Source organism: Mesorhizobium sp. M0848 (genome assembly GCF_040319805.1).
Taxonomy (GTDB): domain Bacteria; phylum Pseudomonadota; class Alphaproteobacteria; order Rhizobiales; family Rhizobiaceae; genus Mesorhizobium.
This window is the reverse complement of sequence record NZ_JAMYOM010000043.1, coordinates 1-15333: the sequence shown is the minus strand read 5'-3', so window position 1 is coordinate 15333 and position 15333 is coordinate 1. Positions and strand designations below refer to the sequence as shown.

At 60.6% G+C, this 15333-nt stretch carries 13 protein-coding genes, 1 pseudogene and 1 riboswitch; of the genes and pseudogenes, 12 read left to right on the top strand and 2 right to left on the bottom strand.

Annotation, left to right across the window (positions count from 1 at the left end; all coding sequences use genetic code 11):
* The first annotated feature begins 18 nt into the window (after nt 1-18).
* Nucleotides 19-135, top strand: a riboswitch (TPP riboswitch).
* A gap of 103 nt (nt 136-238) precedes the next feature.
* Genes thiC through NKH95_RS31825 form a run of 6 tightly spaced genes read left to right on the top strand, consistent with a single transcriptional unit; the run spans nt 239 to nt 5369 of the window.
* The gene (thiC, locus tag NKH95_RS31850; protein WP_352558838.1) at nt 239-2074 is read left to right on the top strand and encodes a phosphomethylpyrimidine synthase ThiC; all 1836 of its coding nucleotides are present in this window, start codon (nt 239-241) and stop codon (nt 2072-2074) included.
* Nucleotides 2071-3072, top strand: coding sequence for a glycine oxidase ThiO (thiO, locus tag NKH95_RS31845; protein WP_352538813.1), 1002 nt, complete (start codon nt 2071-2073; stop codon nt 3070-3072). Before thiC ends, thiO begins: the two co-directional genes overlap by 4 nt.
* The gene (thiS, locus tag NKH95_RS31840) at nt 3041-3238 is read left to right on the top strand and encodes a sulfur carrier protein ThiS (protein WP_023685606.1); all 198 of its coding nucleotides are present in this window, start codon (nt 3041-3043) and stop codon (nt 3236-3238) included. The genes thiO and thiS overlap by 32 nt, the downstream gene beginning before the upstream one ends.
* 3 nt (nt 3239-3241) lie before the next feature.
* A complete protein-coding gene (locus NKH95_RS31835) occupies nt 3242-4015 on the top strand; it encodes a thiazole synthase (RefSeq protein ID WP_352894367.1) in 774 nt (257 codons plus the stop codon).
* The gene (locus NKH95_RS31830) at nt 4012-4617 is read left to right on the top strand and encodes a thiamine phosphate synthase (RefSeq protein WP_352657839.1); all 606 of its coding nucleotides are present in this window, start codon (nt 4012-4014) and stop codon (nt 4615-4617) included. Before NKH95_RS31835 ends, NKH95_RS31830 begins: the two co-directional genes overlap by 4 nt.
* On the top strand, nt 4608-5369 hold the full coding sequence (locus NKH95_RS31825; RefSeq protein ID WP_352894385.1) for a hydroxymethylpyrimidine/phosphomethylpyrimidine kinase: 762 nt from the start codon (nt 4608-4610) through the stop codon (nt 5367-5369). The genes NKH95_RS31830 and NKH95_RS31825 overlap by 10 nt, the downstream gene beginning before the upstream one ends.
* 1143 nt (nt 5370-6512) lie before the next feature.
* On the opposite strand, the gene NKH95_RS31820 is transcribed toward NKH95_RS31825, so the two are convergent.
* The gene (locus NKH95_RS31820) at nt 6513-6755 is read right to left on the bottom strand and encodes a hypothetical protein (protein WP_352894364.1); all 243 of its coding nucleotides are present in this window, start codon (nt 6753-6755) and stop codon (nt 6513-6515) included.
* 585 nt (nt 6756-7340) lie between these two features.
* On the opposite strand from NKH95_RS31820, the gene NKH95_RS31815 reads away from it, so the two are divergent.
* From NKH95_RS31815 to NKH95_RS31800, 4 genes are all read left to right on the top strand, one after another.
* Nucleotides 7341-7784, top strand: coding sequence for a hypothetical protein (locus NKH95_RS31815; protein ID WP_352894362.1), 444 nt, complete (start codon nt 7341-7343; stop codon nt 7782-7784).
* A gap of 198 nt (nt 7785-7982) precedes the next feature.
* The gene (locus NKH95_RS31810; protein ID WP_352894359.1) at nt 7983-9638 is read left to right on the top strand and encodes an MFS transporter; all 1656 of its coding nucleotides are present in this window, start codon (nt 7983-7985) and stop codon (nt 9636-9638) included.
* A 254-nt stretch (nt 9639-9892) separates the two neighbouring features.
* A complete protein-coding gene (locus NKH95_RS31805) occupies nt 9893-10945 on the top strand; it encodes an NAD(P)/FAD-dependent oxidoreductase (protein ID WP_352894357.1) in 1053 nt (350 codons plus the stop codon).
* 195 nt (nt 10946-11140) lie between these two features.
* The gene (locus NKH95_RS31800; RefSeq protein ID WP_023727257.1) at nt 11141-11332 is read left to right on the top strand and encodes a hypothetical protein; all 192 of its coding nucleotides are present in this window, start codon (nt 11141-11143) and stop codon (nt 11330-11332) included.
* A 176-nt stretch (nt 11333-11508) separates the two neighbouring features.
* On the opposite strand, the gene hemN is transcribed toward NKH95_RS31800, so the two are convergent.
* A complete protein-coding gene (hemN, locus tag NKH95_RS31795; protein WP_352894353.1) occupies nt 11509-12870 on the bottom strand; it encodes an oxygen-independent coproporphyrinogen III oxidase in 1362 nt (453 codons plus the stop codon).
* A 1003-nt stretch (nt 12871-13873) separates the two neighbouring features.
* Between hemN and NKH95_RS31790 the strand changes: the two genes are divergently transcribed.
* Both NKH95_RS31790 and NKH95_RS31785 read left to right on the top strand, forming a co-directional pair.
* Nucleotides 13874-15031, top strand: a complete 1158-nt coding sequence (locus NKH95_RS31790; RefSeq protein ID WP_352894350.1) for a porin — start codon at nt 13874-13876, stop codon at nt 15029-15031.
* Nucleotides 15032-15064: 33 nt separating this feature from the next.
* Nucleotides 15065-15251, top strand: a pseudogene (locus NKH95_RS31785) (thiazole synthase); the annotation flags it as partial.
* Between the last annotated feature and the right edge of the window lie 82 nt (nt 15252-15333).

Genomic DNA, 15333 nt, shown 5'->3' with positions numbered 1-15333 from the left:
CCGGCCCGTTCAACTTGAGGCATTCACCAGGGGAGTCCCGGCAAGGGGCTGAGATACTGCTGGCTTTCGCGGCGCAGTGACCCGTTGAACCTGATCCAGTTCATACTGGCGTAGGGACGGTGCAAGCGCTCTGCGGGAGTTCACGCCCGAGGTCCTGTTTCGGCAGGTCGACAGAAGCGTCTTTTCATCCTTCCGGCACAGAACTGGGTCTCCAATGCATGAGCAAAGGAGCCTCAAGATGAATGCCCTCACCCCAGCCGTCTCAACGGGGCCGCTGCCTGCTTCGCGTAAGATCCACAAGCCCGGTGCCATCCACCCGCAGATCAGGGTGCCGATGCGCGAAATCTCCGTCCATCCGACAGCCGGCGAACCGCCCGTCACCGTCTACGATCCGTCGGGCCCCTATACCGATCCGGCTGTCGAAACCAGCATCGAAAAAGGCCTGGCCCGGCTTCGCCACGAATGGATCTTGGCGCGCGGCGATGTCGAGGTCTGCGACGGCCGCCATGTCCGGCCGGAGGACAACGGATTCGCGACGGGCGAACGCCTGACGCCAGAATTTCCCATCCGCCACCGACCGCTCAGGGCCAAAGCAGGCAAGGCGGTGACGCAGCTTGCCTACGCGCGCGCCGGCATCATCACACCCGAAATGGAGTTCGTCGCCATCCGCGAGAACCTTGGTCGCGAGATCCTGCGCGGCAAGCTTGAGCGCGACGGCGAGGCTTTCGGCGCGACGCTGCCCGATTTCGTCACGCCCGAATTCGTGCGTGACGAGGTGGCGCGCGGACGGGCGATCATCCCCGCCAACATCAACCATCCCGAGAGCGAGCCAATGATCATCGGCCGCAATTTCCTGGTCAAGATCAACGCCAATATCGGCAACTCCGCCGTCACATCGTCGATGGCGGAAGAGGTCGAAAAGATGGTGTGGGCGATCCGCTGGGGCGCCGATACGGTGATGGACCTGTCGACCGGCCGCAACATCCACAACATCCGCGACTGGATCGTGCGCAACGCGCCGGTGCCGATCGGCACGGTGCCGCTCTACCAGGCGCTCGAAAAGGTCGGCGGCATTGCCGAGGATCTGACCTGGGAGGTCTACCGCGACACGCTGATCGAACAGGCCGAGCAAGGCGTCGACTATTTCACCATCCACGCCGGCGTGCGGCTGCATTACATCCCGCTGACCGTCGACCGGGTGACGGGTATCGTCTCGCGCGGCGGCTCGATCATGGCCAAATGGTGCCTGCACCATCACCGGGAGAGCTTCCTCTACGAGCACTTCGCGGAGATCTGCGACATCGCCAGAGCCTACGACGTCTCCTTCTCGCTCGGCGACGGCCTTCGTCCGGGCTCGATCGCCGATGCCAACGACGCGGCGCAGTTCGCCGAGTTGGAAACGCTCGGCGAGCTGACGCAGATCGCCTGGGCGAAGGATTGCCAGGTGATGATCGAGGGGCCTGGCCACGTGCCGATGCACAAAATCAAGGCGAACATGGACAAGCAACTCGCCGTCTGCGGCGAGGCGCCGTTCTATACGCTTGGACCGCTGACGACCGACATCGCGCCGGGCTATGACCACATCACCTCAGGCATTGGCGCCGCGATGATCGGCTGGTTCGGCACCGCCATGCTCTGCTACGTCACGCCCAAGGAGCATCTCGGCCTTCCCGATCGCAACGACGTCAAGATCGGCGTGATCACCTACAAGATCGCCGCCCACGCCGCCGACCTGGCGAAGGGCCATCCGGCAGCGAAAGTCAGGGATGATGCGCTTTCCCGCGCGCGCTTCGAGTTCCGCTGGGAGGACCAGTTCAACCTGTCGCTCGATCCGGAAACGGCGCGGTCCTTCCACGACCAGACTTTGCCCAAGGAAGCGCACAAGGTGGCGCATTTCTGCTCGATGTGCGGACCGAAATTCTGCTCGATGCGTATCTCTCACGACATCCGTGCCGAGGCGCAGAAAGAGGGCATGGCGGCGATGGCGGCGAAATACCGCGAGGGCGGTGATCTCTACCTGCCGGCGGACGAGACCGGGGCACCGCTCATACCTCAGCCACGTGAGCCATCATGAAGGTCTTGGTCAAAGGAGCGGGCGTTGCTGGCCTCACCGCCGCCTTCGAGTTCGCCGCACGCGGCGCGGCGGTTACCGTTGCCGAGACAAGGCCTGCCCTTGGGGGCAATGCGTCGTGGTTCGCCGGTGGCATGTTGGCGCCGTGGTGCGAGCGTGAAAGCGCCGAGCAGCCGGTGCTGGATCTCGGAAGCGACGCCGCCGACTGGTGGGACGCCGCAACGCCAGGCTTGGTAGCACGACGGGGAACGCTGGTCTTGGCCGCGCCGCGCGATGCGGGCGAGCTCGACCGGTTCGCCAGCCGCACGACGGGCTATCGGCGCGTCGAGGAAGATGAAATTGCCTTGCTGGAGCCCGACTTAGCCGGCCGCTTCCGCCGCGGATTGCTGTTCGCCGATGAGGCTCACCTCGACCCACGCCCGGCGATGGCGGCACTTCATGACAAGCTTGCGACCATGGGTGTCAAATTCCACTTCGGCTGCGACGCCCGGCCTGTTTCGGGTTTCGCCCGTCAGATAGACTGTATGGGAATGGCAGCGGCCGATGACAGGCTGCGCGGTGTTCGCGGCGAAATGCTGATTCTTCGCACGCCTGATGTCTCGCTGTCGCGGCCGGTCCGTTTGCTTCATCCACGCTTTCCGCTTTATGCCGTGCCGCGCACCGATCACCGTTTCATGATCGGAGCGACGATGATTGAAAGCCAGAGTGCCGGACCGGTGACGGCGCGTTCCATAATGGAGCTGCTGGGTACCGCCTATGCCCTCCACCCGGCCTTTGGCGAGGCCGAGATCGTTGAAACCGGTGTCGGCGTCCGCCCAGCCTTTGCCGACAACTTGCCGCGCGTCGAAACCAAGGGTGAAATCATCGCGATCAACGGGCTCTATCGTCACGGTTTTCTCCTGGCTCCCGCCATGGCGCGCCAGGCTGCCGACCTGGTTTTCACTCAAGACAGAACCAAGGAGCTTGCTCATGAAACTGATGGTCAACGGCGAAGCGCATGAGGTTGCCGCCACCACGCTGGCCGAGCTGCTTGCCGCGCTCGACTATGAGGGCGATTGGCTCGCGACCGCCGTCAACAATGACCTCGTGCACAAAGCCAACCGGGCGGAATTCCAGTTGAACGACGGCGACCGGATTGAAATCCTCTCGCCCATGCAGGGCGGCTAGGCCATGATCGAGCTTTATGAAGCCGAGCTTCCGTCGCGCCTGCTTCTCGGCACCGCTCAATATCCTTCGCCGGCCATCCTTGCCGAGGCTGTCAGGGCTTCGGGCACGGCGGTGGTGACCGTCTCGTTGCGCCGTGAAATGGCAGGCGGCAGGGCTGGCGAAGAATTCTGGTCGTTGATCCGCTCGCTTGGTGTCAGAATCCTGCCCAACACTGCTGGCTGCCACTCCGTCAAGGAAGCGGTCACGACCGCACAAATGGCGCGCGAAGTCTTCGGTACGAACTGGGTCAAGCTCGAAGTGATCGGCAACCATGACACCCTGCAGCCGGATGTTTTCGGTCTGGTCGAAGCCGCCCGCATCCTGTGCGAGGACGGTTTTGCTGTATTCCCCTATACCACCGACGACCTTATCGTTGCCGAGCGGCTGCTTGCGGCGGGCTGCAAGGTCTTGATGCCGTGGTGCGCGCCGATCGGTTCCGCTCTCGGACCGATCAACATCACGGCGCTGCGCTCGATGCGCGGACATTTCCCTGAGGTACCTCTGATTGTTGATGCAGGGCTCGGGCGGCCGTCACACGCGGCGACTGTCATGGAACTCGGCTTTGATGCCGCTCTCCTGAACACCGCGGTTGCCAAGGCGGCCGATCCGGTCGGCATGGCGCGCGCGTTCGGCAAGGCGGTCGAGGCCGGTCGTGAAGCTTTCAGCTCCGGAATGCTCGAACCGCGCGAGATCGCCATGCCATCGACACCGACCATCGGCAGAGCAGTATTTTCATGAAGCTCGATCCCTTCTACCTGATCGTCGACAGTGCTGCCTGGATCGAACGGCTGGTGCCGCTTGGCGTCAAGCTGGTTCAGTTGCGCATCAAGGATAGGGACGAGGCCACGCTGCGGACGGAAATCCGCCGCGCGAACGGCGCCTGCGTGGTCCATGGTTGCCAACTGATCGTCAACGACTATTGGCGCACGGCAATCGAGGAAGGCTGCGACTTCGTCCATCTCGGCCAAGAGGATTTGGCTGCGGCCGACCTGCTGGCGATTAAGTACGCCGGATTGAAGCTCGGGCTTTCCACGCACGATCATCTAGAACTGGAAACGGCCATCGCTGCCGAGCCCGACTATATCGCGCTCGGCCCCATCTATCCCACGGTCCTGAAGCAGATGAAATGGGCGCCGCAAGGGCTCGCGCGGATCAGCGCGTGGAAGCATCGGGTGGCGCCGATCCCATTGGTCGCCATCGGCGGCCTCAACCCCGACCGGCTCAACGGTGTCTTCGAGGCTGGTGCGGACAGCGCGGCGGTGGTCACCGACATCACGTTGAATGCCGATCCCGAAGCGCGCACGCGAGAATGGATCGAAAAGACAAAGCCATGGCGCTGAGGCGAGAACCGCATGTGCTCGTGGTCGGCGGTTCTGACTCCAGCGGTGGAGGCGGAATAGCACGCGATATCGAGACGATCTCTTCCATTGGCGTGCGCACCTGCCTTGCTGTCACCGCGCTAACGGTGCAGACGCACGATGCGGTCATGGAAATCCACTCTATGCAACCCGGTCTGGTGGCCGGTCAGATGCGTGCGGCGTTGCAGGCCAACAAGGTGGCGACCATCAAGATCGGGATGCTCGCCACGGTGGAGATCGTCATTGCGGTTGCCGGAGTGCTGCGCGAAAATCCGCAGGTGCCGGCAGTGCTCGACCCGGTGCTGGCGTCGACGTCAGGCCGGGCGCTCCTGGAAGCCGGCGCCATCGCCGCCCTGAAATGCGATCTGATGCCATTTTGCCGTCTGGTCACCCCCAATCTCTTCGAGCTGGCACTCCTTGTTGGCTCGGAGCGGGCAGTGGATGAGGACGGCGTAGTGTGGCAAGGCCAAGAATTGCTGGCAGCCGGCGCGCGGGCTCTGCTGATCAAGGGCGGCCATGCGTCGGGACCGCAATCAACCGATATTCTGTTGCGCCCCGATCACGAAGCAGTCCGCTTTGACACGCCGCGTCTTGCCGCATCGATGCGCGGGACGGGCTGCATGCTGGCCAGCTCGATTGCGGCACATCTGGCGAAGGCGCAATCAATCGAGTACGCCGTGCGCCAGGGCAAGCTCTTTGTGTTAGAAAAGCTTCGGAAAACCCCAGCCGAATAGCCGTAGAGCCGGCTCAAGCGTTCAGCGGCTGACGCTGAAATGGAAGCCGTAGCCCTCCTGCCCTTTTATCACAGGGGCAGCAACGCGCCGCCGTCAGGCGGGATGCGGAACGGACGGCCCCCGGCGAAGGGCGCCGTTCTCTTTGAGCTGCGACCCTGGTGAGCGCCTTCGTGCCTAAAGCTGTGCCGTCGGGCTAAGCTTCAGCTTAAGATCGTTCTGAAAAGCCGAACATGGTTCGTCGAGGTAACCCTTGAGGAAGGATCCTTGTCGGGTTCCCTGTTTTTCGACAAAATCGCCCTGCAGAATTTATATTGCGATTTGGCGGCATCGCACTGCTGGGTGTCCGCCTTATAGCAAGCGTGGACCAAAACGGCTCCCACGTAACCATGCTCGACGTTGTTGGAAGACAGTTGGTCTGAATGTCTTGGAGAATGGCAACTCCATGGGACATCCCATCTGCTCCGGAGTAGGTCATTACGAGTTGACCGGGTCGTTCAAAGCCGCTTACCGAGCCGCTCCCTGCAACGTTCTCGTAGGTGCCAGACAAATCCGGGGCCGACGTGAATGTCACCTTGAAGGGGTGCCCCAGGCCGACAGGGGTGACATCCGTAAAGTCGGGATCGTAGTATACCGAGAGATACCATTCGCCCTCTGTAAGAGCGTTGGGGGCTTGCCCGAGCCCAAGGCGCTGCATGCTCTTGTCAATGACAGTCCGAACGACGTTGGACGTGCCCTGCTGGATGCCTTCGCCGAAGCTGGTCCAGATGAAGGCGCCTACGGCCAACACAGCCACACCCAGCAGGCCGAACCTCGCACCTGTTGACTTCGTTTCACGCCCGGGCTCGATTTCCGGCTGGTCCTGCATCCGCGCCTCGCAACGCTCGTCGGGAACAACTTGGGACCCGATTATGGGCCCCAAGGGATCGGTCAGCAGGCTTCCAGATGAACTTTCTTCTTCATGCGTTCCTCCTCGACTCAAGGGCACTTGCCGTGCGGAGCCGAACACGCGCAGTATGGAGATGATAACCCGATTGCGGCTTTCAAGTGTCCTCGCATCCCCCGAGGGCGCCACCTGATCTCTCGGGCAACCTTCGGCGCCGCAGTTATTGAGGCGGCCGGCTTGGAAGCAGTTCCTTATGGCCCTCATGCATAAACCAGAGCACCCGTTTGAGATGACTGCGAAGGACGGGCGCGGATTGGCTCTTTGACCGGATCGATACCCAGTACATCCAGCGCCATCTCCTCTTCGCTGGCACTGTCGGCGCAAGCGTTCATGAGCTTCAAATAGAGCTCGATAAGCTTGTCATCATATGCGGTTAGGCTTTCCGACCAGGGGACTTCCGTTGCAATGGTTGGATTAGGCGTTGGGCGCGATCTGCTTTTCATCCATGTCTCGCTTTGGCGATGAACCAGGCCCCCGTTCCAATTCAGAATATCTCCATCTAGCGCACTTTCAACCGTTCTCGGCCTTCTTCGGACAGTGCCCAATCGTTGCATATGGTCGTGGGTTCCAAATTGGCGCGCGGCTGCTCGCGACCAATACATCCTCAACTTGGCGAGGCGATGTAACGCCCGGCCGAACCAGAATGGCGCGGCTATTGAGCATCGCCGATTGGATCGAACCTCTTATTTTAGCTTCGCGATAATCTTGTCTGGATGCTTGCAAGCGTCCATCATGCCGCCGTACATACGCTTAAGGATCTCGCCCACCACCGTACGAGCAGCAAACATTTCCAAACTCGATCTTGCAACTTGAGGCTTTGCGTTACTGCATAGCTGCATTGCACAAAGTGTGTTTGCGCATTGCACAACTTTTAGCCATTAAGCTTACAGCTGATGCACGCGATGGTTTCCTCCCATTCCATCGTATCAGCTGTTCCCCTCTGAAGGTTTTGACTTACATACCTCGGTTTTCCGATGGCCCTCTTTTTGGCGGTCGCCACGTCGTTAATTGGAACGCGGCGTCGTTAATTGGAACGCGGCTCGATCGCCGGTTCAGCCATCAGGCTTTGGAACCCGTTCTGCCCGGCCGACCCCTCCCGACAACAGTCTGACCTTCGCCAGCCTTCTACGGGCAAGCGTTCGCGCCAAAAGTTCAAAGCCGCGTCCGTAACATTCGACGATGAAAGCCAATGTCATCAGGTCGAGCAGAAACTCGTCGATCGCATGTGTGAGGGCATCAGACTTTTGTCCGAACTGAAGGAGCAGGGCGCGCGCGTCTTCGATCGCGGCCTGGCAATCGTCTGCATCTATCAGGGAACTGATCCTGTCAAAGATCTGCAAGCGTCCTCACTTTTCGGAAGCCACACTCAGCATCGAACGCCGCTGATGAATGAGTTTCCAACAAAAGAACAGGGTAACGTTTCGCGAAAAATCGCTCGGCAGCGCGTCGATCGAAAATGGTGCCTCAAATGACATGTGAATCCCGGCTCACCAAGATGTCGTCGAAGGCGAGTGAGCCGGCCCATGTCTGCGTCCCGGCCGCCTGACAACTGGTCAGGAGGAACTGTGGCCACATTCGTCGTAGGCAAATGGGCCATCTATTCTTAAGCCGCCACGGTTCAGCCTAGATTACATGGGAAGCGACAATAACGGAAAGAAAAGGTTCGCAAAATGAGTAGGGTGGCTGGATCAAACGAAGATTTGGCTGCACCAACGACCTTTGGGCCACTTCTGCAGCCCACCTTTCGCTCGATCTGGCTCGCCACGCAGGTTTCAAGCCTCGGCTGGTTGATGCAGACTGTCGCCATCAGCTGGCTGATGGCAACGATCTCGACTTCCGATCTGATGGTTGCGTTGGTTCAGGCTTCATCGAACCTGCCCGCCTTCGTCTTGTCTGTCTTCGCCGGGGCTCTCGCTGACAATTTCAGCCGGCGCCGGGTCATGTTCGCCGGTCGGTGCCTTATGGTGATAGCCTCCGCGATGCTGACCGCATCGGTGGCGCTGGGCTTTGTCAGTCCGTGGATGATCCTCGGCTTCAGCTTCTTGATCGCAAGCGGCGGTGCTCTCAATGATCCGGCCTGGCAAGCGTCGGTTGGCGATATTGTGGATCGACGCGATGTTCCCGCTGCCGTCACCCTGCTTTCTGTTGGATTCAATACCGTCCGGACTGTGGGCCCGGCGCTCGGCGGCATTGTAGTTGCCTCGTTTGGCCTTATGGCGGCATTCGCGGTGACCACGCTCACCTATTTCGTACCCTTGGCCACTATTTGGCGCTGCAAGTGGAAGGTTCGTTCTTCCCCTCTTCCACGCGAGTCGATGAGGACGGCGATCTATGACGGGCTGCGCTTCACGGCGATGTCATCGGAAATCAAGGCAGCGATCGCGCGCGGAACCCTCTTTGGCTTGGCGAGCATCGCCATACTCGCGCTGCTGCCGGTGGTTGTCCGCGATCAGCTGGGAGGAGGCCCGCTCGCCTATGGCGCGCTCATGGCCGGCTTCGGGACCGGAGCCGTCTTCGCTGGCCTCTCCAACAGCCTGTTCAGACGGAGCTTGTCGCAGGAGCGGCTGATGAGGCTCTCCTGCGTCGCCTGCGCGGCGTGCTCACTTTCGCTGGCACTGACAACTTCGATCGGGGTGGCGGCAATTGCACTCGCTTTGGGCGGCGCGGGCTGGGTCACCGCCTGGTCAGGGGTCGGTGTGAGCGTGCAGCTGGCAAGCCCGCGCTGGGTCGTGGGGCGCACCATCTCGATCTACTATGCTTTGATAGATGGTGGCATCGCGCTCGGCAGCTGGGTGTGGGGCACGGTGGCCGAAAACCATTCGCTGGCCCTGGCGCTGGAGGGTTCCGCTGCCTCCCTGATGTTCGTCGCTGCAGCCGGCGTTCTGTTTCCTCTTCGCGAGCGCCGCGACTCAGAGCCCGATCCTCTGGAGGAATTCGATGCCCCGGCTGTCGCGCTCAACCTGAAGCCGAGAAGCGGCCCGATCGTGGTCAAGGTCGAATATCTGATAGCCGAGAGAGATCTCGAGGCTTTCCTCGACCTCATGCGGCACCGGCGTCATGTACACAGCCGGGTCGGTGCTCGGGATTGGACGCTCCAGCGGAACTTGCAGAAGCCTATGCATTGGACGGAAACGTTCCGCACGCCGACCTGGACGGACTACCTTCGCCTCAATCATCGTCTGACGGAAGTGGACAAGGAACTGGACGAGCGTGTCTTCCAGTTGCACGCGGGAGAGGAAGCGCCTCAGATGACACTTTCCATCGAGCGACCGACAAGCTCGGCCCGCAAGCCCGAGCACTCAGCTTTTCGCCATCCCCGTCATTGAAGCCCGGCCGGCACAGAAACGCGATTCTTGTCTATCGCGCTCAAACCGGTGCGGGAGACGGACAATCCACCAAAATTCGATGTGGGTGGCAGAGAAGAACCACAGGCTGAGAGTGCGACCGATCGGTCCCCACGGTGAAGCGGAGCCTGGGGCTACAGCGGCACGCGACTATTGCCGCGTGTCACCTTTTGAATTTAAAGTCTTCCTCAGTCCGCCTCGCTGATCCGGGCCAACGCTATCTTGAGGTTGGCATTTTGTCCCGCCAGCTCGCTGAGACGATCACGTTTGGCGGCGACCACATCCGGACTGGCGTTGGCAACGATGCACCCGCGCGGAGCGTGCTGTTGCTGGAAGCAGGAAGGCATGATCGGCCAAAGCCGGGAGAGGTGCTGCCGGCAGTAGCGAATGGGCTGCTGCGTCAGCTTGGTGTCTGGACGCCGTTCGCCGAGGCCGGCTTCGTTGAAAATCGTGCGCTTGTTTCGGTGTGGGCCAATGAAGTTCCCAGCGAGCGGCACGGCATGTTTTCCGCTCAAGGTGCCGGCTGGCAGCTCGACCGGACGCGATTCGACCGGCTGATGGTGCAGGCGGCCAAGGCGGCAGGTGTGGACACGCGGTTTGGCTCGGCCGTGGGTTCGGCAGTGCGCGACGATCAAGGCTGGCTGCTCAAGCTGGCCGATGAAGCTATCGTTGCCCGCGCCGTGGTTTGGGCGACCGGTCCAGTTGGAGGCTGGCGCGATGTTTCGGCGCCAAGCTCACCATGCACGGACATCTTGCCGCCTACACACGCTTTTTCGACCGCGCACCGGGCGATTGCAGCATGGTCGTCGAGGCGCGTCCCGAAGGCTGGTGGTACAGCGCCGACTTGCGCGTGCCTCACCGATCCGGATCTGGGCAGCGAACTGCGCAAAGCCGGACATTGGTACCGCGCTTTAGCCGCAACGCAGTCCATCGCGCCGCTCGTGCCGCCCAACGCAATCGAGACCGCCAGCATGATCAAGGCGGCGGGAACCGCAACGATCGATCCCGCCGCCGGTGACCGCTGGGTCGCGGCGGGCGACTGCCTGTTCTGTGCCGATCCACTGTCATCACGCGGGATCGTGCATGCACTCCGCTCAGGGATCCTTGCGGCCTACGCGGCATCGGACATGCTGGACGGGCGTGGCGATTCGCCTGCGCCCGCTATGCAAAATCGCCACACGCGGCTTTGCCGATTAGCTCCCGGCGCTGGCTGCCCACTATGCAGCCGCCGCGCGATGGGACACGCCTTTCTCGCAGCGGCGGCGCAGCCATGTCTTCCACGCGTCTAGCATCGAAGGAGGTAGGTCAGAGGTGGTCTCGGGACGGGGTGCTCGGCATTTATGAACCGACCGAGCGCCAGCGAGTGGTCGTCGGCGGGCTCGATGGCGGCATCGATTTAATTCAAATTTGTCTGTATATATTGACGATTGCGCTACCTTCACCTCGTAGACGGCAATGCGGGCGGGTAGAGAGGGTTCTATGATATGACAAGCGATTTTTCCGCCGCCCGAGTGCATTTAGATCGAGCGTATGACTACCTTTGTGGGGATGACCCGATGAGTCAAAGGGGCCGCGAAGCCTTGGACCTGCTAATTGAGGCGGTTGCCGTCGAAGAGTTCAAGCAGCCACGTCAAAGCGCTGAGGTGCTAAGGTTTCCGATCGGGCGCCGCTGCTGAGGTAATCTCCACGGCCGCCATGTAGCCTCACGGGTGAGGCGCTCACGGCAGGGACTCGCCGCCCCGTGAGGGCCGGGAACGAACGCATTGGCAAACGGAAAGCCCACTTGCCAGACCAGCGCCCGGCCGGCGTGGCAAGTAGGCCGGCGGTTCCAAGCGGAGACATTGATGCCGGACTATGTCGTGCTTTGCATCGCATTAAGCTGCTGCGGGATATACGTAACGCCATCCCTAAAAACATCGAATGCGGCAGCGACAGCGCGAATCCCAAAGCGATGCTCCCGCCGTACGCGGACAAAGCCGTTTTCGAAGTCCACTATCCCGTCCTTGGCCAGCATGGCCAAGCGCTCAGCCGAATCGCGAAGATGGATCGGATCAGATCCGTGGGCGACACAGATTGCCGGCACGTCAGCCTCGAAATCGCACATTAATCGCTCGATAATTGCGGCTCGCACGCGGTCGTCGTCTGTGAGGCGATGGCCCTTCGATGTCGCCAGTCGGCCAGCTGCGATGTGCTGGATGTAGGACTCCCGTGTAACTTCGTTTTGAACGTATCCCTGGCCGATGCGGCCGATAGCCGACGCGCCGAAACCGATCAGGGTTCTGCAGGTATCGGCCGAGTAGCCCAACGAGTTACGTCGCAGGCGACCGGTTTCCTGTGCCAGCGCGAGCTCGTCGTGCGGCAAGGCGAAATGGTCGAGCCCGATCTCCCGGTAGCCGGCGGCAACCAGCGTCACGGCGACAGCCGCATACTGTTCAGCGCGGGCAGCGCTGTCGGGAAGAAATTCCGCCTCGATGAGGCGCTGATTCTTTACTTGGGATGGGATGTGCGAGTAGCCGAACAAGGCAAGCCGGTCGGGGCGCATGGCGACCGCCGCCCTCACTGTCTCGACGCACGACTCCACCGTTTGATGCGGCAGGCCGTAGATGAGGTCGAAGTTGATGCGGCTTACTCCATGCCGGCGCAGCACTTCCACGGCAGCCGACGTCTGGGCCTCGCTCTGGATTCGGTTGATCGCTTTTTGAACAATGGGATCGAAGCTCTGTACGCCCAGGCTCGCGCGGTTCACGCCGGCCGCTCCCAAGCGTTCCGCCATCTCGGGCGTGAGCGTGCGTGGATCGATCTCGATGGCGACCGTAGCTGTTTTCGAGATGGCGAAGCGGCATCGCAGAAACTCCATCAGAGCGAGGAACTCGGCTGGTCCGATGAGAGACGGCGTTCCGCCGCCGAAATGTATGTCGCTCACGGGCAGCGTCTTCGGCACTCGCTCCGAAACCAGACGGATCTCGTCACGCAGCGCCGCCAGATAGTTGAGGATGGGCGCATCATGGCGGGTGATGGTGGTTGGGAAGCCGCAATACCAGCAGGCTGATCGGCAGAACGGAACGTGCAGATAGAGTGACACCGGATCATCAGCCGGCAGGTTCCTGAGCCATTCCTCATAAGCCTCGGCGCCGACCGCCCCAGAGAACTCCGACACAGCCGGATAGATAGTGTACCAAGGCAGCCGGGCCTCTCGAAATTTCGTGGTCTGCAACGGTCACCGTCCCATGCTGATAACATCCAACCTTACCGCTGCGCTGGCCTGCGTCTTTGCGCTATGTCAGTCCGTCCCGCTTTGGGCTCGAAATTTTTTAGCAATGGGCGCCGTTCAGTCTTGGCTGGACAGCGATGGTCTGAGCGCACTCGGTCAGCGACTGACGATGGTGTTCCCGCCGAAACCCTCACGCGCACCGTTTTGTTCCAGCGTCCCTTCCCTTCATCTGCGCGTGGGAGACTCTTCTGAGCGCAGATGCCGCATCCGATGAGACAATACGGTGTTGGGTCCAGACTTTGCACGCCAGCTACGCCGCCCATAATGATCTCTGCCGTCTCGATGAGCTCGTTGTGTGAATTGCTGGCAAGAAGCATTAGCTGTGGCGCGCCGCTTTCAGGACGAGAACCTGCTCGACGCGACCGTCAGGTCCGCCGCAATGCCAAGGCTGGCGCCTACCGACTCAGTGGTGCAAGGCTGCGGCGCGTGGTTATCGACCATCAGCTCGCCAAAGTGACGGCGTCGTACCGAGCGGTGGCCGCCAGATGATGCCTCAACGGCGGGGCTCACAGCAAACAATGCCGTCGCCATTAAGCCAAACTGTCGCGAAGCGAACAGACGAACCGTAGCCGAAACGTTTGCCGTTCCTGCTTGGGTGGATCCGCAAGGCAAAGAGAAGGAAGCGCAAACCAAGGTCCGCCCGTACATTTGAGCTTCAAGCCGCAGCTGGGTCGTCAGGGTGGCACGTCATTTGCTGTAGTACCCTTTGTGAGGCCCGCCGGAGGTGAAAGGGTGATTGTACAAAAATGCTGTACGACCGCCTGGGAGTGTTAACTAATTAATATATGTGACAACAAGTCTCAATCACATTCTAACTTCTCCTGAGCATTAGCACGATATGTGCAGCAACACTCCCAGAATTCAGCTTGATGCGCTATCAATAGTTTGCTTAGCAAAAATCATTTATCGGTCTCGATTCCTTTTACTATTTAGACGGAGATCAACAATGACCATTGGGAGCCTCCTCCTCGGCTCAACTGCGGCACTGATCGCCTTTTCCGACGCTCGCGCGGTGACCACCGTCGCCGAGCCTGACCCGACTGAGTACGCCAAGATCTGCGACGTCTACGGCTCGGGCTACGTCTACATTTCAGGCACCGAGACCTGCCTGCGCATCGGCGGCTATCTTAGCTACTACGTGGGCTTGGGCGATGTCGGATTGTTTTACCACGCAAGAACCTCAGATGTGAGGACTGGTGAGGATCAGGGTACATGGCAAAACAACACGCGCTTCACACTGAAAGCTTGGACCGGCCAGGAGACCGAACTCGGCACGTTGAAGACCTACACCGAAACCCGCGTGAATTTCGGTAACCGCCACACTTCGGTTTCGGACAGTTCTCGGTCCTATGCCTTCAACGGAGACAGCATCTTGACTTTCGCCTGGATTCAGCTTGGTGGCCTCCGAGTTGGTAAGGACTGGTCGGCCTTCGACATGTTTATTGGCGGCGCGGGTGACGTACTCAACCAGACGCCGGTTCCGTACGGCGCTTTGGATACCAATGTGGTCCAGTACTACTTCGACGCCGCGAACGGCTTTTCGGCCGTGGTTTCGCTCGAAGAAGGCTCAGGCGTGGTCGGCACAATCGACAACTACGCTCCGCACATAGTGGGCGGCTTGAAATACACACATGGCTGGGGAGGGATCACCGGCGTTGCTGGTTATGATAGCAACTACGAATCGGTAGCCGTCAAGGTCCGTGTCGACATCAATGTCACCGACGAACTGTTGCTGTTCGGAATGTTCGGCTACGGTTCCAATGGCAAGCTCAACGACGACTCCATGAACGCGATCGACGCTCATGGTCGCGGCTTCTATAAGATCTGGGGCGGGAACTGGGCTTTCTGGGCTGGCGCCGCTTACGAGCTCAACGAGACAACTTCGTTCAACCTTCAGCTCTCGGGTGATCAGCTCAAGAACTATGGTGCCGCTGCGAACGTCGCCTATGCGCTTCTTCCAGATTTCACAGTTACGGCTGAACTCGACTATGACCGCTACGGAGGCTCCGCCGTCGGAAAGGTGAAAGCTTCCGAAGTGAACTGGGCCAATGCCAACAAGAAGAGCAGTGTCGGCGGTATCCTGCGTTTCGAACGCTCATTCTAATGCGATGAAGCGTTGAGCTCCGAGGTCCAGTTGATGCGCGGACATTTCCCCTACATTCCGTTTGATTGTGGATGCGTGGCTCGGACGGCCGTCGTACGCGGCGACGTCATGGAGCTCGGGTTCGACGCCGTGCTCCTGAACACGGCGGTCCCGAGGGCGGCCGATCCGGTCGGCATGGCGCGTGCGTTCGGCAAGGGCGGTCGATGCCATTCGTGAAGCTAGAGCAGAATCTGATCACTCAGGCTCGTATCCTGCGGCGCAGAAGTAGTTTGAGCACTCCTCGGCGGTGAAGCGTGGCAAGG